The sequence below is a fragment of the Pseudomonas sp. MC6 genome (assembly GCF_054790575.1).
This window is the reverse complement of record NZ_CP186504.1, coordinates 1,905,183-1,925,625: the sequence shown is the minus strand read 5'-3', so window position 1 is coordinate 1,925,625 and position 20,443 is coordinate 1,905,183. Positions and strand designations below refer to the sequence as shown.

Genomic DNA, 20,443 nt, shown 5'->3' with positions numbered 1-20,443 from the left:
GCACCTGCAACATCTATGTAAACAGACACACCGCTATCGCGAGCAGGCTCACTCCTACAGGGGATGGGTGTGAAGTCGGGGATCGCGGTCAATGAACCTCTCCGGTCCTTTCATCAAGCGTCCAGTCGCAACGATGCTGCTGAGCCTGGCAATCATGCTGCTCGGCGGCGTCAGCTTCGGTCTGCTGCCGGTGGCGCCGTTACCGCAAATGGATTTCCCTGTGATCGTCGTGCAGGCGAGCCTGCCCGGCGCCAGTCCGGAGGTCATGGCGTCCACCGTGGCGACGCCACTGGAGCGCTCGTTCGGCGCAATCGCCGGCGTCAACACCATGAGCAGCCGCTCCAGTCAGGGTTCGACCCGGGTCATTCTGCAATTTGATCTCGACCGCGACATCAACGGTGCCGCGCGGGAAGTGCAGGCGGCGATCAACGCCTCGCGCAACCTGTTGCCGAGCGGTATGCGCAGCATGCCGACCTACAAGAAGGTCAATCCGTCGCAAGCGCCGATCATGGTGCTGTCGCTGACCTCCGATGTGCTGGAAAAAGGCCAGCTCTACGATTTGGCTTCGACCATTCTGTCCCAGAGCCTGTCGCAGGTGCAGGGCGTCGGTGAAGTGCAGATCGGCGGCAGTTCGTTGCCGGCGGTGCGTATCGAACTCGAACCGCAAGCGCTGAACCAATACGGCGTGGCGCTCGACGATGTGCGCAAGACTATCGCCGATGCCAACGTGCGCCGGCCCAAAGGTTCGGTTGAGGACGGCCAACGGTTGTGGCAGATCCAGGCCAATGACCAGCTGGAAAAAGCCAAGGATTACGAGTCACTTATCATCCACTATGCCGACGGCGCCGCGCTGCGCCTCAAGGATGTGGCCAAAGTCAGCGACGGCGTCGAAGACCGCTACAACAGCGGCTTCTTCAACGATGACGCGGCGGTGCTGCTGGTGATCAACCGCCAGGCCGGCGCTAACATCATCGAGACGGTCAACGAGATCAAGGCGCAACTGCCGGCCCTGCAAGCGGTGTTGCCGGCCAGTGTGAAACTGAATCTGGCCATGGACCGTTCGCCGGTGATCAAGGCCACTCTGCATGAAGCCGAGATGACCCTGCTGATTGCCGTGGCGCTGGTGATTCTGGTGGTGTTCCTGTTCCTCGGTAACTTCCGCGCCTCGCTGATTCCGACATTGGCCGTGCCGGTGTCGCTGGTCGGCACCTTTGCGGTGATGTACCTCTACGGTTTCTCGCTGAACAACCTGTCACTGATGGCGCTGATTCTGGCCACCGGGCTGGTGGTGGACGACGCCATTGTGGTGCTGGAGAACATTTCCCGGCACATCGACGAAGGCGTCAAACCGATGCAGGCCGCGTACCTCGGGGCCAAGGAAGTCGGTTTCACCTTGCTGTCGATGAACGTCTCGCTGGTCGCGGTGTTTCTGTCGATTCTGTTCATGGGTGGGATTGTCGAAAGTCTGTTCCGCGAATTTTCCATCACCCTGGCCGCGGCCATCGTCGTCTCGCTGGTGGTTTCGCTGACGCTGACGCCGATGCTTTGCGCCCGTTGGCTCAAACCGCACACACCGGGGCAGGAAAACCGCCTGCAACGCTGGAGCCGCCGCACCAACGACTGGATGGTTGGCAAATACGCCACCAGCCTCGACTGGGTGTTGCGCCACCGGCGCCTGACGTTACTCAGCTTGCTGATCACCGTCGGCGTCAACGTCGCGCTGTACGTGGTGGTGCCGAAAACCTTCATGCCGCAGCAGGACACCGGCCAGTTGATCGGTTTCGTGCGCGGTGACGACGGTCTGTCGTTCAGTGTGATGCAGCCGAAAATGGAAATCTTCCGCCGCGCCGTGCTCAAGGACGAAGCGGTGGAAAGTGTCGCCGGGTTCATCGGTGGCTCCAACGGCACCAATAACGCTTTCATGCTGGTGCGTCTGAAGCCGATCAAGGAGCGCCAGCTCAACGCGCAGAAAGTCATCGAGCGCCTGCGCAAGGAAATGCCCAAGGTGCCCGGCGCGCAACTGATGCTGATGGCGGATCAGGATCTGCAATTTGGCGGCGGCCGCGAACAGACTACCTCGCAGTACAGCTACATCCTGCAGAGTGGCGATCTGGGCGAGTTACGCAAGTGGTATCCAAAAGTGGTTGCCGCGTTAAGGGCGTTGCCCGAACTGACCGCGATCGATGCGCGTGAAGGCAAGGGTGCCCAGCAAGTGACGTTGATTGTCGACCGCGATCAGGCCAAGCGCCTGGGGATCGACATGGACATGGTTACCTCGGTGTTGAACAACGCCTACAGCCAGCGGCAGATTTCGACGATCTATGACAGCCTCAACCAGTATCAGGTGGTGATGGAGGTCAATCCGAAATACGCCCAGGACCCGGTGACTCTCAAGCAAGTGCAGGTGATCACCGCTGACGGTGCGCGGGTGCCGCTGTCGACGATCGCTCATTATGAGAGCAGCCTGGAAGATGATCGCGTCAGCCACGAAGGCCAGTTCGCCTCCGAAGACATTTCCTTCGACATGGCCGAAGGTGTGACAGTGGAGCAGGGCAGTGCCGCCATCGAGCGGGCGATTGCCAAGCTCGGCCTGCCGGAAGATGTCATCGCGAAAATGGCCGGCACGGCCGACGCCTTTGCCGCTACGCAGAAGAGCCAACCGTTCATGATTCTCGGGGCGTTGTTGGCGGTGTATCTGGTATTGGGCGTGCTGTACGAAAGCTACATCCACCCGCTGACGATTCTGTCGACCTTGCCGTCGGCCGGTGTCGGCGCGTTGCTGTCGATCTATGCGCTGGGCGGCGAGTTCAGTCTGATCTCGTTGCTCGGGTTGTTCCTGCTGATTGGCGTGGTGAAGAAAAACGCCATTCTGATGATCGACCTCGCGCTGCAACTGGAACGGCATCAAGGGCTGTCGCCGCTGGAATCGATCCGCAGTGCCTGTCTGCAACGCCTGCGGCCGATTCTGATGACCACGCTGGCGGCGATTCTCGGCGCCTTGCCGTTGCTGCTCAGCCGGGCCGAAGGCGCGGAAATGCGCCAGCCGCTCGGTTTGACCATCATCGGTGGACTGATTTTCAGCCAGGTGCTGACGCTCTACACCACACCTGTGGTTTACCTCTATCTCGACAAGCTGCGCCATCGTTTCAACAAATGGCGTGGCGTGCGTACTGACGCCGCTCTGGAAACTCCGCTATGACTGACCGTTCGCTTTTCAATCTGGCCACTGCTCGCGGCTCGCGTCTGCTGAGCCTGTCGCTGTGCGTGGCGATGCTCAGCGCCTGCGCTGTCGGCCCGGACTACCAGCGTCCGCAGACCGCTGAAATTGCCCAGTACAAGGAAGCCGAGGGCTGGACTCAGGCCAACCCGAGCGATTCGCTGGCCCGTGGTGCGTGGTGGGAGTTATACGGCGATCAGCAGCTCAACGGGCTGATCGAAAAACTCAACAATTCCAACCAGACCGTCGCGCAGTCGGAAGCCCAGTACCGTCAGGCCCAGGCCTTGGTGCGCAGTGCTCGCGGAGCGTTTTATCCCAGCGTTGACTTGAGCCTGGGCAAGACCCGCTCCAGTCAGGGCACCGGCAGCAGCAGTTCGAGTCTGAGCAGTTCGTCCAGTGGTATTCGCGATACCTATAACGCTGAGCTGGGTGTCAGTTGGGAAGCCGATGTGTGGGGCAAGCTGCGCCGTGGACTGGAAGCCGATGAGGCCAGCGCCCAGGCCAGTTTTGCCGACTTGGCGGCCATGCGTCTGAGCCAGCAATCGGAGCTGGTGCAGAACTACCTGCAATTGCGCGTGATCGATCAGCAAAAACGTCTGCTCGAAGCCACGGTGGCGGCGTATGAGCGCTCGCTGAAAATGACCCAGAACCAATACCGCGCCGGGGTTTCCGGGCGCGATGCGGTAGCGCAAGCGCAGACACAACTGAAAAGCACCCAGGCCGATCTGGTCGATCTGATCTGGCAACGCGCGCAGTTCGAAAATGCGATTGCCGTGCTGACCGGGCAAGCGCCGGCGGATTTCAACATTGCCGAAGTGCAGACCATTCCAAAGCTGCCGCAGGTGCCGTTGAGCCTGCCATCGCAATTGCTCGAGCGCCGCCCGGACATTGCTTCGGCAGAGCGTTCGGTGATTGCCGCCAACGCCAACATCGGCGTGGCCAAAGCGGCGTATTACCCGGACCTGAGCCTGAGCCTGAGCGGCGGCTACAGCAGCAGTACCTCGCAGAATCTGGTTAGCCTGCCGAACCGTTTCTGGTCGGTCGGGCCGAAACTGGCGCTGCCGCTGTTCGACGGTGGCATACGCTCGGCAGAAGTCGAGCGCACCGAGGCGGTGTACGACCAGACCGTGGCCAAGTACCGCCAGACCGTGCTCGACGGTTTCCGCGAGGTGGAAAACTATCTGGTGCAGCTCAAGGTGTACGAAGACGAAGCAGCGGTGCGTCAGGAAGCCCTCGATGCCGCCCGCGACTCCCTGCGCCTGACGGAAAACCAGTACAAGGCCGGGTTGATTGCCTACATCGATGTGGTGGTGGTGCAAGCGACAGCGTTAAGCAACGAGCGCAGCGTGCTGAACATTCTGCAAAGCCGCTTGATCGCCAGTGTGCAACTGATAGCGGCGCTGGGCGGTGGCTGGGACGGGCAACTGGATGTAAGCAACTCCAACTGACGCCATGTGCCTCCTACGGGTATGTATTTCAGTTTTGAGCAAAGCTATGAACGCCGCGCCAGAGCCTCGTCGGCCGATCAAACGAGCGTTTCATCGGGTTGATGGCCAATTGCTTACTTTGTCAGTGCGTTCTTCTGCGCAATCAGTACAATCGCCGCATTTGCCCGACCGAGAATGGACGCAATCCGCGTTGGGTGGCCACGAGAAATCCCATGCTCATCGGTAGTTATTCCTCCACCCTGGTTTTCATTTCGTTGTGCGTGGCGATTCTCGCTTCCTACACCGCGCTCGACCTCACCGGTCGCATTGCCACGGCCAAGGGCCGTGCGGTGCATTTCTGGACCGCCGGTGGTGCGTTTGCCATGGGCATCGGCGTTTGGTCGATGCACTTCATCGGCATGCTCGCCTTCAAACTGCCGATCGACCTTGGCTACGACATCACTCTGACCGCGCTGTCACTGCTCATTGCCGTGTTGTCCTGCGGGTTCGCCTTGTGGCTGGTCAGCCAGCCGAAGCTGCCGATTCTGCAACTGGCGTTTGGCGCGTTGATCATGGGCACCGGAATCAGTGCCATGCATTACACCGGTATGGCGGCGATGCGCATGACGCCTGGGATCGATTACGACCCGACGCTGTTTGGCGCTTCGTTGCTGATTGCCGTCGGCGCCTCGGCTGCGGCACTGTGGATCGCTTTCCGCCTGCGTCAGCACTCGCCGTACGTGCGCCTGATTCGTGGCGGCGCGGCGATCATCATGGGCATCGCCATTGTCGGCATGCATTACACCGGCATGGCGGCTGCACAATTTCCTGACGGCAGTTTCTGCGGTGCCACTGTCAATGGCTTGAAAGGCAACGGCCTCGACAGCCTGGTGTTGATCACTACGTTGGCGGTGCTGTCGATTGCCTTGCTGACCTCGATTCTCGACGCACGCCTGGAAGCGCGCACCGCTGATCTGGCGCACTCATTGACTGTGGCCAACCGCGAACTCACGCAACTGGCTCTGCACGACACCCTGACCGGCCTGCCGAACCGCATGCTGCTGGACGACCGCATCAATCAGGCGATGAAAAAGGTCCACGAGCAGGGCGGCTGTTTTGCCTTGATGTTCATCGATCTGGACGGCTTCAAACCGGTCAACGATGCCTTCGGTCACCATATGGGCGACCAGTTGTTGCGCGAAGTGGGGTTGCGTCTGCGTGAAGACTTGCGCGGCCCGGACACACTGGCGCGCATCGGTGGCGATGAATTCGTGTTGCTGGTGCGCCTGACCGAACCCAATGACGCGCTCGGGCTGGCGGCACGTCAGGTCGGTCTGATTGCGCAATCGTTTCGTGTCGCCGAGCATGACTTGCAGATCTCCGCCAGCGTCGGCATCGCCTTGTATCCGGGCAATGGCCAGAACGCGCAGGAACTGCTGATGAACGCCGACGCGGCGATGTACCACGCCAAGGGCGGCGGCAAAAATGGTTACAGCTTCTTCGACGCGTCGATGAACAACAACGCGCGCAAGCAATTGCAGTTGTTGCAAGATCTGCGCGCGGCGCTGGAGCACAGCCAGTTCAGTCTGTATTACCAGCCGAAGTTCGACGCCGCCAATGGCCGTCCGGTCGGCGCGGAAGCGTTGCTGCGCTGGCAGCATCCGATTCACGGCATGCTGATGCCGGACAAATTCATCGAACTGGCGGAGAAATCCGGGCTGATCATTCCGATCGGTGAATGGGTGCTCAATGAAGCCTGCCGGCAGATGCGCGAGTGGTACGTGCTCGGTTACACCGATTGGCGGATTGCGGTGAACCTGTCGGCGTTGCAGTTCTGCCACACCGGTCTGGTGCGCAGCGTGGCCAAGGCGCTGGCCACCCACCACTTGCCGGCCAACAGTCTGACCCTGGAAATCACCGAAACCACGGCGATGAGCGATGCCGATGCGAGCATGACGGTACTGCAGGAGTTGTCGGACATGGGCGTCGATCTGTCGATCGATGACTTCGGTACCGGTTATTCCAGCCTGATGTACCTCAAGCGTTTGCCGGCCAACGAGCTGAAGATCGACCGTGGTTTTGTGCGCGATCTTGAGCATGACAGTGATGATGCGGCGATCGTCTCGGCGATCGTTGCGTTGGGGCAGGCGCTTGGGTTGCGGATTGTCGCTGAAGGCGTGGAAACCGGTGTGCAGCAGGCGTTTCTGACTGAGTTGGGCTGTGATTCGTTGCAGGGTTATCTGCTGGGGCATCCGATGCCGGCAGATAAATTCATGCGGGATATTGCGCGGGGCGAGCAGGTGGCGGTGGTCTGATCGACCGCATTATCGTTCTTCGCGAGCAAGCTCGCTCCCACATTTGGAATGCATACCCCTGTGGGAGCGAGCCTGCTCGCGAAGACGTCTGTCCAGACACCACAGACTCCATGCAAAACCCGCCAATGGCGGTTATTCTTCCCCCCGACTGTTACGTGTGCATTGGGGGGAAAGGCCAGCATGGATAAAGTCATTGTGATCACCGGTGGCGGGCGCGGGATTGGCGCCGCTACGGCGTTGTTGGCTGCCGAGCAAGGCTATCGGATCTGCATCAACTATCAGTCGGATGAGCAAGCCGCGCAAAGCGTGCTGGAGCAAGTTCGCGCATTGGGCGCCCAAGCCATCGCAGTGCGCGCCGACGTCAGCATCGAAGACGAAGTGATCGCGCTGTTCCATCGGGTCGACACCGAGTTGGGCCGGGTCACCGCCCTGGTGAACAATGCTGGCACCGTCGGGCAAAAGTCGCGGGTCGACGAAATGTCCGAATTTCGCATTCTCAAGATCATGAAAACCAATGTCCTGGCGCCGATCCTCTGCGCCAAGCACGCGATCCTGCGCATGTCGCCCAAGCACGGCGGGCAGGGCGGCAGTATCGTCAATGTGTCGTCGGTGGCCTCGCGTCTCGGTTCGCCAAACGAATACGTTGATTACGCCGCGTCCAAAGGTGCACTCGATACCTTCACCATCGGTTTGTCCAAGGAAGTGGCGGGTGAGGGGATTCGGGTCAACGCGGTGCGCCCGGGTTACATCTATACCGATTTCCATGCCTTGAGCGGCGATCCGGATCGGGTCAGCAAGCTGGAGTCGGCGATTCCGATGGCCCGTGGCGGGCGGCCGGATGAGGTGGCGGAGGCGATTGTCTGGTTGTTGTCGGACAAGGCGTCGTATGCGACCGGGACGTTTGTTGATTTGGGGGGCGGGCGTTAATTCAGCGGTGACCGCTCTGGCCCTATCGCGAGCAGGCTCACTCCTACATTTGGAATGCGTTCCCCTGTAGGAGTGAGCCTGCTCGCGATAGCTTCTGACGGGGCAGCAATAATCTGTCAGAACGACCGCACAATCCGCCCCAACGTCTCCATGGCCTTCTCCGAATCCTCGGTCCAAGGGCTGCCATAATTCAACCGAATACAATTCCTGAAGCGCTGCGTCGGCGAGAAAATCGGCCCCGGCGCGATGCTGATGCCTTGCGCCAGTGCCATCTGAAACAGCTTCAGCGAATCCATCTGCGGTGGCAGTTCCAGCCACAAGAAGTAACCGCCCGCCGGCTGGCTGACCCGCGTCTGCGCCGGGAAGTAACGGGCGATGGCCGCTAACATCGCGCTCTGCTGTTCTTCCAGGGCGTAACGCAGTTTGCGCAGATGCCGGTCGTAGCCGCCGTGTTGCAGGTAGTCGGCAATCGCTGCTTGCGCTGGCATCGAGGCACACAGCGAGGTCATCAGTTTCAGTCGTTCGATTTTCTGCGCATAGCGCCCGGCAGCGACCCAGCCGATGCGATAACCGGGGGCCAGGCTCTTGGCGAACGAGCCGCAGTGCATCACCAGACCTTCAGTGTCGAAAGCCTTGGCCGGTTTTGGTGCCTGTTGACCGTAATAGAGTTCAGCGTAGACATCGTCTTCAATCAGCGGCACCTGATGGCGGCGCAGCAGTTCGACCAGTTCCTGTTTCTTCGCCTCGGGCATGGTGGCGCCCATCGGGTTCTGGAAACTGGTCATGCACCAGCAGGCCTTGATCGGGTGACGTTCGAGGGTTTGCGCGAGCACGCCGAGGTCGATGCCGTCGCGTGGATGTACGGGGATTTCCACTGCTTTGAGTTTCAGCCGTTCGAGTACTTGCAGGCTGGCGTAGAAGGCCGGGGCTTCGATCGCCACCAGATCGCCCGGTTCGGTCACGGCTTGCAGGCACAGGTTCAGCGCTTCGAGGGCGCCGTTGGTGATCAGCAATTCTTCCATCGGCAGCATCAGGCCGCCAACCATGTAGCGCAGGGCGATCTGCCGGCGCAGTTGCGGGTTGCCCGGCGACATGTCGGTGACGACCATGCGCGGATCCATCTCGCGGGCAGCGCTGGCCAGCGAGCGCGACAGACGTTGCAGCGGGAACAGGGTAGGGCTGGGGAATGCCGAGCCGAAGGGGATGGTGCTTGGGTCCTTGATCGAATCGAGTACCGAGAACACCAGTTCGCTGACGTCGACTTCGGTGGAGTCGTTGACGTGGCTACTGATCACCGGCTCGGAAAACGGGCTCGGTGCATGGGTGTTGACGAAGTAGCCGGAGCGCGGTCGGGCGCGGATCAGGCCACGACGTTCAAGCAGGTAGTAGGCCTGAAACACCGTGGACGGGCTGACGCCGTAGGTCTGGCTGGCGTAGCGCACCGAAGGCACGCGCTGGCCGGGGCCAAGAACGCCGGAGCGGATCAGTTCAGCGATGTCGTCGGCGAATTTTTCGTAGCGTTTCATCGAGTACCTTGGTGCTGGTGTTATTGAGGTGTGTCAGGGAGGAAGCCCTCACCCTAGCCCTCTCCCAGAGGGAGAGGGGACTGATTGGGGGATGCTTGTGAACTACACCGACCTGAAAGTGCTTCGCCGAATCCGTAATCGACTCGACCTGAGAATGCTTTGTTGAATCCATAATCGACTCGGTTTCTCAGGTCGATGTATAGCGACAGACACCTCGGTCGGCCCCCTCTACCCCTGGGAGAGGGCTGGGGTGAGGGGAAAAGATTCTAACGGCTCAACGATTCATCGGCGCAACAAACCTGCTCTTCGCCACGCTGTAAACCTCAGGCTCATCACTGTCGGCAATCTTGAAACTCAAGGTTTGCGAGCTGCTGGCCGGGCGTTCCGTGGTCATCGCCACCGACACCGGCACATCGACAATCTCACCCGGGGCCAGGCTCAACTCCGTCTTGCCTTGCAACTGGAAGCCGTCGCCATCGACCAGGCTCAGGTTGTAATCCTGGCGCTGCTGGGTCTTGTTGATGACTTTCAGGCTATAGATGTTTTCGATCTGCCCCTGACCGTTCTCGCGGAACAGCCCACGATCCTTGGTCACGTCCAGCGAGACCATCGGCCGCTCGACCAGCGCCCATGCCAGCGCGCCGATCATCGCCACCAGCACCACGCTGTAGCCAATCAGTCGGGGGCGCAGCAGATGGGTCTTGCCACCCTGCAATTCGCGCTCGGAACTGTAGCGGATCAAACCACGCGGGTAATTCATTTTGTCCATGATCGAGTCACAGGCATCGATGCACGCGGCGCAGCCGATGCACTCCATCTGCAAGCCGTCGCGAATGTCGATGCCGGTCGGGCAGACCTGCACGCACAACTGACAGTCGATGCAATCACCCAGGCCGGCTTCCAGCGGTTTCACGTCGCGTTTACGCGGGCCACGGTTCTCGCCACGGGCGACGTCGTAGGAAATCGCCAGGGTGTCCTTGTCGAACATCACGCTCTGGAACCGCGCATACGGACACATGTGCATGCACACCGCCTCGCGCAGCCAACCGGCGTTGATGTAAGTGGCAGCAGTGAAGAACAGCACCCAGAACAGGCTGACGCCGCCGATTTGCAGGGTCAGCAGTTCTTCGGCCAATGGCCGGATCGGCGTGAAGTAACCGACGAAAGTCAGGCCGGTGAGCACGCTGATCGCCAGCCACAGGGTGTGCTTGGCCGCGCGCCGAGCCAGCTTGTTCAGACTCCACGGCGCGGCTTGCAGTTTGATTCGCTGGTTGCGCTCGCCTTCGGTGATCTTCTCGCACCACATGAAGATCCACGTCCACGAACTCTGCGGGCAGGTGTAGCCGCACCAGACCCGACCGGCAAACACGGTGATGGCGAACAGGCCGAACGCGGCGATGATCAGCAGAGCCGAAAGCAGAATGAAATCCTGCGGCCAGAATGTCGCGCCAAAGATGTGGAATTTGCTTTCGGAAAGATCCCAGAGCACCGCCTGACGTCCGCCCCAGTTCAGCCACACCGTGCCGAAAAACAGCACAAACAGAAAACCCGCGCCGCTCATGCGCAGGGTGCGGAACAGGCCGGTGAAGCTGCGGGTGTGGATCTGGTTGTCGCTGGATTTGGCCGTCGCCTTCATTGGGCGTGCGGGCACACTCTTTATAGTGGGCGTTACTTCTACGGTTCGGACGGGGATTTGTTCGCTCATGGTCATTCGCTCATCAGCCTCCATCAGGCCAGAGCACTATGAGCGTCGATCTGTTTGCATAACAGACTCAGGTATTTCAATAAAAAGCGGATCAGATGCGTTTTCGCGCGGCGCCTGCGACAAGTTGAAGCAGCCCGCAGGCGTGGGCGCAAACGCCTATCGCAGACGTTTGCGCGCGGTGTTGATCAAGGTCAGTCAAATCACCGAATCACTCTCGTCGGCTTTCAGGTGTTTGCGACCGTCCTTGGCGCCTGCGACGGTCAAGGCGTCAGCTTCTGCCTCGGTGATGTAAACGCGCCGGCCTTCTATTTCCACGAACGACATGGATTTTTCGCTATCCGTCATGACTTCCAAGGTGTCGCAAATGCGAATTTCCTCGCCATGTTCAACGGTGAAAAAACACACTTTTTGCTCGGGGTTGGATTCATCGACTCGAAGAGGCATAGGAGCAGTCCTTTTTTCAGGGAGGTCTGCAAGGTTAGGGCGCACACTTCGCCGATCGTTCTGCGCAACTGATTAATGGTCGCCGCTGTCCATCGTTTATCCAGCCAATAACAAGGACTGCACGATGAACGCGTGGTGGCATGAAGTGTGGCAAACCCTGCAAGCGGAATTCGCCGACGTCGGAGATGCTTCGCAATTGACGCGCATCACCGTGCGCCTGCTGATGGCGGCGGTACTCGGTGGAATTCTCGGCTTCGAGCGCGAGCACAAGGGCAAGGCGGCCGGGGTGCGCACGCACATGCTGGTAGCGCTGGGGGCGGCGTTGTTTGTGCTGGTACCGCAGACGTCCGGGGCCGAGTCCGATGCGATGAGCCGGGTGGTGCAGGGGGTGATTGCCGGGATCGGCTTTCTCGGTGCCGGGACTATCCTGAAAAACAAGGAAGGCGATGAAGGCCATGTCAAAGGCTTGACTACTGCTGCCGGGCTGTGGATGACGGCGGCCATTGGTGTGGCGGCCGGGTTGGGCAGAGAGGCTACGGCATTGCTCAGCACCTTTCTGGCGCTGGCAATTTTCAGCGTGATGCCACGCATCGTAAAACTCTTCGAAAAAGAAGAGGAGAAGACTGACGACCACTGATCATTCCTGCGCGGAGCGTGGGAATGATCAGTTCGCGAAGTTAAACGATCACGGGCGGCATCGTGCTCGGCGGTTCTTCTTTCGGCGGTGGCGTGGTGCCGGGCGGTTCCTGTTCGGGAACCGGTTGCGGCTCGGTCTCGGGCAGGGTGGGTTTGTCGATGTTCGGATCGGGCGTTTCGGCCGGGATAGGGATGTTCATCTGATGACCTCCGTGTGGCACATGGCGTGAGAAGTGCTTAAGTGGATTGACCACCCTGCGCGCAATTCGATCCGCTTTCCTGACACGGCAATTTCATCTGAACTTTTCCCGGCGCCGGTCGCTCGGAACCTAAGTGAGTTCATTCCGGGCAGGCGCTCGATTGTGAACGCCGAACCGGCACAAGAGCGTCCTTGGGGCGTTAAGGAGAGATGCTCAATGACTGCTGAAAAACCCTCTGAACAAAGCTACAACCCGCACATGCCACTGTCGCAGGCGTTGCTGCTGCCGCGCATTGTCATTGAAAACACCATGCCGACGCTCGATGGCGGACAGTTCGCCGTGAAGTCGATTGCCGGCCGTGAAGTGGTGGTCACCAGCAAGGTGTTTGCCGACGGTCACGACAAACTCGCCGTGCGCATCCGGTGGCGCGAGGAAGGTGAAGAGACTTGGCAAAGCGAAGTCATGACTGATCAGGGCAATAACGGCTGGCAAGGCCAGTTCCGCCCTGAACAGCAGGGCCGTTTTCTCTATTGCATCGAAGCTTGGATCGATCACTTCGCGAGTTTCCAGTACGAACTGGAGAAAAAACACACCGCCGCCGTACCGGTTTCGCTCGAGTTGCAAGAAGGCCGCACGATGGTGCAACAGGCCGCTGAACGCAGCGAAGGCCAGCTCAGCGAACAGCTTGCCGCGTTGCACCACGAGTTGTCCGGGTTGCTCGAAACCGAGCAGGTCGCGCTGTTTTTGCACTCGCGCAGTGCGCAATTGATGGCTGAGGCCGATCACCGCGCCTACTTGAGCGTCAGTCCTGAATTCCCCATGGACGTCGAACGCGAACTGGCCGAGTTCGCCAGTTGGTATGAATTGTTTCCACGTTCGATCACCGACGATCCCCACCGTCACGGCACTTTTAACGATGTGCACTCACGTCTGCCAATGATTCAGGACATGGGCTTCGACGTGCTGTACTTCACGCCGATCCACCCGATCGACCGCGCCCATCGCAAGGGTCGCAACAACTCATTGACCGCCGGCCCCGATGATCCCGGCAGTCCATACGCCATCGGCAGTGAGGAGGGCGGTCACGAGGCGATTCACTCGCAACTGGGCACTCGTGAAGACTTCCGCCGACTGGTGGCCGCTGCCGCCGATCACGGACTGGAAATCGCTCTCGATTTCGCCATCCAGTGTTCCCAGGATCATCCGTGGCTCAAGCAGCATCCGGGCTGGTTCAACTGGCGCCCCGACGGCACGATCAAATACGCGGAAAACCCGCCGAAGAAATACCAGGACATCGTCAACGTCGACTTCTATGCGCCGGACGCAATTCCGAGTCTGTGGATCGAGCTGCGTGACATCGTCATCGGCTGGGTAGAGGAGGGTGTGAAAATCTTCCGCGTCGACAATCCGCACACCAAACCGTTGCCGTTCTGGCAATGGCTGATCGCCGATGTGCGGGCGCTGTACCCGGAAGTGATCTTCCTTGCCGAGGCCTTCACCACACCGGCAATGATGGCGCGTCTGGGCAAGGTCGGCTACACACAGAGCTACACCTACTTCACCTGGCGCAATACCAAAAACGAACTGGCCACGTACCTCACCGAGCTGAATGAATCGCCGTGGCGCGAATGCTACCGGCCGAACTTCTTCGTCAATACGCCCGATATCAATCCGGCGTTCCTGCACGAGTCCGGGCGTCCGGGGTTTCTGATCCGCGCGGCGCTGGCAACCATGGGTTCGGGCTTGTGGGGCATGTATTCGGGGTTTGAGCTGTGCGAGTCGGCGCCGGTGCCGGGCAAGGAGGAATACCTCGACTCGGAGAAATACGAGATCCGCGTCCGCGACTTCACAGCGCCGGGCAACATCATTGCCGAGATTGCCCAACTCAACCGCATTCGCCGGCAGAACCCGGCGTTGCACACGCACTTGGGTCTGAAGATCTACAACGCGTGGAACGACAACATTCTGTACTTCGGCAAACGCAGTTTTGACGGCAGCAACTTCATTCTGGTCGCGGTCAGCCTCGATCCGCATAACGTGCAGGAAGCGAATTTCGAACTGCCGCTGTGGGAAATGGGCCTGCCCGACGATGCGACGACCCACGGTGAAGACTTGATGAACGGGCATCGCTGGGACTGGCATGGCAAATACCAGTTCATGCGTTTGGACCCGGCGTATCAACCGTTTGGCATCTGGCGAATCACTGCCTGAACACAGATCCATTGTAGGAGTGAGCCTGCTCGCGATAGCAATCTTGCAGGCGACAACTCTGCCGAATATGAAACCGCGATCGCGAGCAGGCTCACTCCTACAGGTTGCTCAGCGTTTTCGAGTCAGGTGATCGGCTCACGGTTTTTCTAGAATTGAACAGGAGTTTCACATGGCGAAGAAACCCAAGGCAGCCACCTTTATCAAAGACCCGCTCTGGTACAAGGACGCGGTGATCTATCAAGTTCACGTCAAATCGTTTTTCGACTCCAACAACGACGGGATCGGCGACTTTCCCGGCCTGATCGCCAAACTCGATTACATTGCCGACCTCGGCGTCAATACCATCTGGCTGTTGCCGTTCTATCCCTCGCCACGCCGCGATGACGGCTACGACATTGCCGAATACCGTGGCGTGCACAGCGATTACGGGACTATGGCCGACGCCAAGCGCTTTATCGCCGAAGCGCACAAACGCGGCTTGCGGGTGATTACCGAGCTGGTCATCAACCACACCTCCGACCAGCACCCGTGGTTCCAGCGTGCGCGCAAGGCCAAACCCGGTTCGGCGGCGCGGGACTTTTATGTGTGGTCGGATGACGATCAGAAGTACGACGGCACGCGGATCATTTTCCTCGACACGGAAAAATCCAACTGGACCTGGGATCCGGTCGCCGGCCAGTACTTCTGGCACCGTTTCTATTCGCACCAACCGGATCTGAATTTCGACAACCCGCAAGTGATGAAAGCCGTGCTGTCGGTGATGCGTTACTGGCTGGACATGGGTATCGATGGCCTGCGTCTCGACGCGATTCCGTACCTGATCGAGCGCGACGGCACCAACAACGAAAACCTCCCCGAGACCCACGACGTCCTCAAGCAGATCCGCGCTGAGATCGACGCCAATTATCCCGACCGCATGCTGCTCGCCGAGGCCAACCAATGGCCCGAAGACACGCAGCTGTATTTCGGCGACACGGATGCGGCAGGCCTCAACGGTGACGAATGCCACATGGCGTTTCACTTCCCGCTGATGCCGCGCATGTACATGGCGCTGGCCCAGGAAGATCGCTTCCCGATCACCGATATTCTGCGCCAGACCCCGGAAATTCCTGCCAACTGCCAGTGGGCGATTTTCCTGCGCAACCACGATGAACTGACGCTGGAGATGGTCACCGACAAAGAACGTGACTATCTATGGAATTACTACGCCGCTGACCGCCGTGCGCGGATCAACCTTGGCATCCGCCGGCGTCTGGCGCCGTTGATGGAGCGTGATCGCCGCCGCATCGAGCTGCTCAACAGTCTGCTGCTGTCGATGCCTGGCACGCCGACTTTGTATTACGGCGATGAGATCGGCATGGGCGACAACATTTATCTCGGCGACCGTGATGGCGTGCGTACGCCGATGCAATGGTCGATCGACCGCAACGGCGGCTTCTCCCGCGCCGATCCGGCGAGTCTGGTACTGCCGCCGATCATGGACCCGCAGTACGGCTATTTGTCGGTCAACGTCGAAACCCAGTCCGGCGATCCGCATTCGCTGTTGAACTGGACCCGCCGTCTGCTTGCGGTGCGCAAGCAGTCCAAGGCTTTTGGCCGTGGCACCTTGAAAATGCTCTCGCCGAACAACCGTCGCGTGCTGGCCTACACCCGCGAATTCACCGATGTCGACGGCAAACACGAAATCATTCTGTGCGTGGCCAACGTCTCGCGCAGTGCGCAAGCGGTGGAGCTGGATCTGTCGGCCTATGTCGGCATGGTGCCGGTGGAGATGCTCGGCGGTAATGCGTTCCCGCCGATTGGCCAGTTGAATTTCCTCCTGACCCTGGCCCCCTACGGTTTCTACTGGTTCGCCCTGGCGGCAGAAAACCAGATGCCGAGCTGGCACGTCGAACCGGCGCAGAGCCTGCCGGACTTCACCACGCTGGTGCTGAAAAAACGCATGGAAGAATTGCTCGAAGCGCCGTCGCGTACGACGCTGGAGCAGAGCATTCTGCCGAGCTGGCTGCAAAATCGTCGCTGGTTCGCCGGCAAGGATGCGGCCATCGACAAGGTGCATCTGGCCTACGGCGTGCGCTTTGGCGATGCGCAGCATCCGGTGCTGCTCAGCGAAATCGAAGTCACCAGCGCTGGGCAGACCAGTCGTTATCAATTGCCGTTTGGTTTTATTGCCGAAGATCAGGTTGGCCCGGCGTTGCCGCAGCAATTGGCTCTGTCCCGTGTAAGACGCGTGCGACAAGTCGGCCTGATCACCGACGCGTTCAGCCTTGAAGCGTTTGTTCGTGCGGTGCTGCAAGGCATGCAGAACAACACGGTATTGGAGTCGAATGAGGGTGAAATCCGCTTCGCACCGACGCCGCATCTGGAAAAACTCGGCCTCGGTGCAGAGTCGGAAGTGCGTTATCTGTCCGCCGAGCAATCGAACAGTTCGGTGGTAATCGGCAACAGCCTGGTGCTCAAGCTGATACGTAAAGTCGCTTCTGGCGTACACCCGGAACTGGAGATGAGCGCTTACCTGACCGAGGCCGGATTTGCCAATATCTCTCCGCTGCTCGGCTCGGTGATTCGCCACGATGCCAAGGGCGAAGACAACCTGCTGATGATCGCCCAAGGCTATCTGAGCAATCAGGGCGACGCTTGGGAGTGGACGCAGAACAACCTCGAACGGGCGCTGCGCGATGAACTGGCCGATGCCATGTCCGAGCAGGAACAGCATTACAACGCCCTCGGCGAGCTGAAGGATTTTGCCGGGATGCTCGGTCAGCGCCTGGGCGAGATGCACAAGGTGCTCGCCGCGCCCACCGACAATCCCGACTTCGCGCCGCAGGTGTCGACGGCCAAGGATATGCAGGCGACGGGCAAGGATGTTGTGGCCCAGGTCGAGCACGCCTTGAAACTGCTCAAGCAGCATCAGGGCGAACTCAGCGCAGCGGATCAGAAACTGGTCAAGCGTCTGGTCGACGAGAAAAAAACCATCCTCGCCCACGTGCAGGATCTGGCGAAAAAAGCCGTTGGCGGTTTGCGCATTCGCGTCCATGGCGATCTGCATTTGGGCCAGGTGCTGGTGATCAAGGGCGATGCCTATCTGATCGACTTCGAGGGCGAACCCGCGCGGCCATTGAGCGAGCGCCGTGGCAAACACAGTCCGTACAAGGATGTCAGCGGCGTGCTGCGCTCTTTCGATTACGCGGCAGCGATGACCATCAACGTGCACAACGTTGACCACAGCGCGGAGTCTGAAACCGCGCGGCGTCTGGTCGCCGAGCGCTATCTGCGTGAGGCCCGTGAGGCATTTGTGCAGGCATATCGCCGTGCGGCAGCTAGTCTTGATCATGCCTGGCAAGATCCTGAAGGTGCCGACGCAGCACTTGCGTTGTTCGGACTGGAGAAGGCGGCCTATGAAGTGGCCTATGAAGCCGAAAATCGCCCCACGTGGCTGCCCGTGCCGTTGCACGGTTTGTACGGGTTATTGACGGGGCTTAAACCCTTTTCCGATCTTGGTGGAGAGTAGTCATGAGTTTCTCGAACAAGGAACAGGGTCAGGTCAAAGAAGCACTGTTGCCCTCGGCAAAAGATATCGACGCCTTGGTCCGCGCTGAACATCACGACCCTTTTTCCATTCTTGGCCCGCACGGCGATGGCGCTGGCGGGCAGTTCATTCGCGCTTATCTACCCGGTGCGTTGAGCGTCGTGGTGCTGGACAAGGACAGCGGTGAAGAGCGCGGTCCGTTGGAGCAGACCGAAACGCCGGGGCTGTTTGTCGGCCATTTCGATCAGGCGCGACCGTACCAGTTGCGCACGCGCTGGGCCGGCGGCGAGCAAGTCGCCGAAGACCCGTATAGCTTCGGTCAACTGCTCGGTGAAATGGATTTGTATCTGTTCGCCGAGGGCAATCACCGCGACCTCAGTGCGTGCCTCGGCGCCCAACTGAAAACCGTGGATGGCGTCGACGGCGTGCGTTTCGCCGTGTGGGCGCCGAATGCCCGACGCGTGTCAGTGGTGGGGGATTTCAACGTCTGGGACGGTCGCCGGCATCCAATGCGTTTGCGTCATCCGTCCGGGGTCTGGGAGTTGTTCATCCCGCGCCTGCAAGCTGGGGAGTTGTACAAATACGAGATTCTCGGTGCCCACGGCATTCTGCCGCTCAAGGCCGACCCGATGGCGCTGGCCACCAGCCTGCCGCCGGATACCGCGTCAAAAGTCGCGGAACCCCTGCAGATCGACTGGCAGGATCAGGACTGGATGAGCAGCCGCCGTGACCGTCACAAGCATTCGGCGCCACTGTCTATCTACGAACTGCACGCCGGTTCCTGGCAATGCGAGCTGGACGATCTGGGCGAAGTGGCGCGCCAGTACACCTGGCCGGAACTCGCCGAGCGGTTGATTCCGTACGTCAAGGAACTGGGTTTTACCCATATCGAACTGATGCCGATCATGGAGCACCCGTTTGGCGGCTCCTGGGGTTATCAACTGCTCTCGCAATTCGCGCCGAGCGCGCGGTATGGCTCGCCTGCGCAATTCGCCGAATTCGTCGACGCCTGCCACCGGGCCGAGATCGGCGTGATCCTTGACTGGGTGCCGGCGCATTTCCCCACCGATACCCATGGTCTGGCGCAGTTCGACGGCACTGCGCTGTACGAGTACGGCAACCCGCTGGAAGGTTTTCATCAGGACTGGGACACGCTGATCTACAACCTCGGGCGCACCGAGGTGCATGGCTACATGCTGGCTTCGGGGCTGCACTGGTTGAAGCATTTCCATGTCGATGGTTTGCGCGTCGATGCGGTGGCTTCGATGCTTTATCGCGACTATTCGCGCAAGGCTGGTGAATGGGTGCCCAACCGCCACGGTGGCCGCGAGAATCTGGAAGCCATCGACTTTCTCCGGCATTTGAACGACGTGGTCGAACTGGAAGCGCCGGGTGCGCTGGTCATCGCCGAAGAATCCACCGCGTGGCCCGGTGTCAGCCAAAGTACGCAGCAGGGCGGCTTGGGCTTTGCCTATAAATGGAACATGGGCTGGATGCACGATTCGTTGCATTACATCCAGCAGGACCCGGTGTACCGCGCGCACCATCACAACGAGTTGAGTTTTGGCTTGGTCTACGCCTGGTCCGAGCGTTTCATCCTGCCGATCTCCCACGATGAAGTGGTGCACGGCAAGCATTCGCTGATCGACAAGATGCCGGGTGATCGCTGGCAGAAATTCGCCAACCTGCGCGCTTATCTGAGCTTCATGTGGACGCATCCGGGCAAAAAACTGTTGTTCATGGGCTGCGAGTTTGGCCAGTGGCGCGAGTGGAATCACGATCAGCAACTGGATTGGTATCTGTTGCAGTATTCCGAGCACAAGGGCGTGCAGAAACTGGTGGGCGACCTCAATCGGCTGTATCGCGACGAGCCAGCGCTGCACGATCAGGACGACGCGCCGCAGGGCTTTCAATGGTTGATCGGTGACGATGCGATCAACAGCGTTTATGCCTGGCTGCGCTGGAGCAAGGACGGCAAGCCAGTGCTGGTGGTGGCCAACTTCACGCCGGTGCCGCGTCAGGCGTCATCGCGTCGGTGTGCCGTTTGCCGGGCGCTGGACTGAATTGCTCAACAGCGATGCCGACACCTATGCCGGTTCCAATTATGGCAATGGCGGCGGGGCGTTTACCGAGGAAGTGCCGAGCCATGGCCAATCGTTGTCGCTGGAACTGAACCTGCCGCCGTTGGCCGTGTTGATCCTCAAACCGGAAGGCTGATCCAGTACCGAGTTGCTGCTATCGCGAGCAGGCTCACTCCTACACTTGGAATGCGTTCCCCTTGTAGGAGTCAGCCTGCTCGCGATGGC

General features: G+C 59.9%; 11 protein-coding genes and 1 pseudogene. 8 read left to right on the top strand and 4 right to left on the bottom strand.

What is annotated here, in order from left to right:
• Positions 1–91 precede the first annotated feature (91 nt).
• The 4 genes from ACOYXE_RS08620 (at position 92) to ACOYXE_RS08605 (ending at position 7,886) form a co-directional block, all read left to right on the top strand.
• Complete coding sequence (locus ACOYXE_RS08620) at positions 92–3,199, top strand: efflux RND transporter permease subunit (protein ID WP_116032998.1); 3,108 nt, start codon at positions 92–94, stop codon at positions 3,197–3,199.
• Complete coding sequence (locus tag ACOYXE_RS08615; protein ID WP_460928710.1) at positions 3,196–4,665, top strand: efflux transporter outer membrane subunit; 1,470 nt, start codon at positions 3,196–3,198, stop codon at positions 4,663–4,665. Before ACOYXE_RS08620 ends, ACOYXE_RS08615 begins: the two co-directional genes overlap by 4 nt.
• A 212-nt stretch (positions 4,666–4,877) precedes the next feature.
• Entirely contained in the window at positions 4,878–6,959 is a 2,082-nt protein-coding gene (locus tag ACOYXE_RS08610) for a putative bifunctional diguanylate cyclase/phosphodiesterase (protein ID WP_405123862.1), read from the top strand.
• 180 nt (positions 6,960–7,139) lie between these two features.
• The gene (locus tag ACOYXE_RS08605; protein WP_038368973.1) at positions 7,140–7,886 is read left to right on the top strand and encodes an SDR family oxidoreductase; all 747 of its coding nucleotides are present in this window, start codon (positions 7,140–7,142) and stop codon (positions 7,884–7,886) included.
• 116 nt (positions 7,887–8,002) lie between these two features.
• On the opposite strand, the gene mapR is transcribed toward ACOYXE_RS08605, so the two are convergent.
• From mapR to ACOYXE_RS08590, 3 genes are all read right to left on the bottom strand, one after another.
• Positions 8,003–9,412, bottom strand: coding sequence for a GntR family transcriptional regulator MpaR (gene mapR / locus ACOYXE_RS08600; RefSeq protein ID WP_034155962.1), 1,410 nt, complete (start codon positions 9,410–9,412; stop codon positions 8,003–8,005).
• A 274-nt stretch (positions 9,413–9,686) separates the two neighbouring features.
• Positions 9,687–11,117, bottom strand: a complete 1,431-nt coding sequence (gene ccoG, locus ACOYXE_RS08595) for a cytochrome c oxidase accessory protein CcoG (RefSeq protein WP_160057701.1) — start codon at positions 11,115–11,117, stop codon at positions 9,687–9,689.
• Between the two features lie 195 nt (positions 11,118–11,312).
• Positions 11,313–11,561: a DUF3203 family protein gene (locus tag ACOYXE_RS08590; RefSeq protein WP_038368975.1), complete on the bottom strand. Its 249-nt coding sequence runs from the start codon at positions 11,559–11,561 to the stop codon at positions 11,313–11,315.
• A gap of 124 nt (positions 11,562–11,685) precedes the next feature.
• On the opposite strand from ACOYXE_RS08590, the gene ACOYXE_RS08585 reads away from it, so the two are divergent.
• Positions 11,686–12,198: an MgtC/SapB family protein gene (locus tag ACOYXE_RS08585; protein WP_160057702.1), complete on the top strand. Its 513-nt coding sequence runs from the start codon at positions 11,686–11,688 to the stop codon at positions 12,196–12,198.
• 40 nt (positions 12,199–12,238) lie between these two features.
• On the opposite strand, the gene ACOYXE_RS08580 is transcribed toward ACOYXE_RS08585, so the two are convergent.
• On the bottom strand, positions 12,239–12,397 hold the full coding sequence (locus ACOYXE_RS08580; RefSeq protein ID WP_164979430.1) for a hypothetical protein: 159 nt from the start codon (positions 12,395–12,397) through the stop codon (positions 12,239–12,241).
• 216 nt (positions 12,398–12,613) lie between these two features.
• Here ACOYXE_RS08580 and ACOYXE_RS08575 point away from each other — a divergent pair, with 216 nt between their 5' ends.
• The 3 genes and pseudogenes from ACOYXE_RS08575 (at position 12,614) to glgB (ending at position 20,354) form a co-directional block, all read left to right on the top strand.
• Entirely contained in the window at positions 12,614–14,608 is a 1,995-nt protein-coding gene (locus tag ACOYXE_RS08575) for an alpha-1,4-glucan--maltose-1-phosphate maltosyltransferase (protein WP_460928706.1), read from the top strand.
• 169 nt (positions 14,609–14,777) lie between these two features.
• Positions 14,778–18,119 carry a maltose alpha-D-glucosyltransferase gene (treS, locus tag ACOYXE_RS08570; RefSeq protein ID WP_405123860.1) on the top strand — a complete coding sequence of 1,114 codons (3,342 nt, stop codon included), beginning with the start codon at positions 14,778–14,780 and terminating at the stop codon, positions 18,117–18,119.
• Between the two features lie 2 nt (positions 18,120–18,121).
• Positions 18,122–20,354 (top strand): annotated as a pseudogene (glgB, locus tag ACOYXE_RS08565) (1,4-alpha-glucan branching protein GlgB).
• Positions 20,355–20,443: the final 89 nt, after the last annotated feature.

Excerpts from the sequence above, each read along its gene's own strand:
- ACOYXE_RS08620 (WP_116032998.1), top strand. The coding sequence starts at position 92 with ATGAACCTCTCCGGTCCTTTCATCAAGCGTCCAGTCGCAACGATGCTG.
- ACOYXE_RS08615 (WP_460928710.1), top strand. The coding sequence starts at position 3,196 with ATGACTGACCGTTCGCTTTTCAATCTGGCCACTGCTCGCGGCTCGCGT.
- ACOYXE_RS08610 (WP_405123862.1), top strand. The coding sequence starts at position 4,878 with ATGCTCATCGGTAGTTATTCCTCCACCCTGGTTTTCATTTCGTTGTGC.
- ACOYXE_RS08605 (WP_038368973.1), top strand. The coding sequence starts at position 7,140 with ATGGATAAAGTCATTGTGATCACCGGTGGCGGGCGCGGGATTGGCGCC.
- mapR (WP_034155962.1), bottom strand. The coding sequence starts at position 9,412 with ATGAAACGCTACGAAAAATTCGCCGACGACATCGCTGAACTGATCCGC.
- ccoG (WP_160057701.1), bottom strand. The coding sequence starts at position 11,117 with ATGAGCGAACAAATCCCCGTCCGAACCGTAGAAGTAACGCCCACTATA.
- ACOYXE_RS08590 (WP_038368975.1), bottom strand. The coding sequence starts at position 11,561 with ATGCCTCTTCGAGTCGATGAATCCAACCCCGAGCAAAAAGTGTGTTTT.
- ACOYXE_RS08585 (WP_160057702.1), top strand. The coding sequence starts at position 11,686 with ATGAACGCGTGGTGGCATGAAGTGTGGCAAACCCTGCAAGCGGAATTC.
- ACOYXE_RS08580 (WP_164979430.1), bottom strand. The coding sequence starts at position 12,397 with ATGAACATCCCTATCCCGGCCGAAACGCCCGATCCGAACATCGACAAA.
- ACOYXE_RS08575 (WP_460928706.1), top strand. The coding sequence starts at position 12,614 with ATGACTGCTGAAAAACCCTCTGAACAAAGCTACAACCCGCACATGCCA.
- treS (WP_405123860.1), top strand. The coding sequence starts at position 14,778 with ATGGCGAAGAAACCCAAGGCAGCCACCTTTATCAAAGACCCGCTCTGG.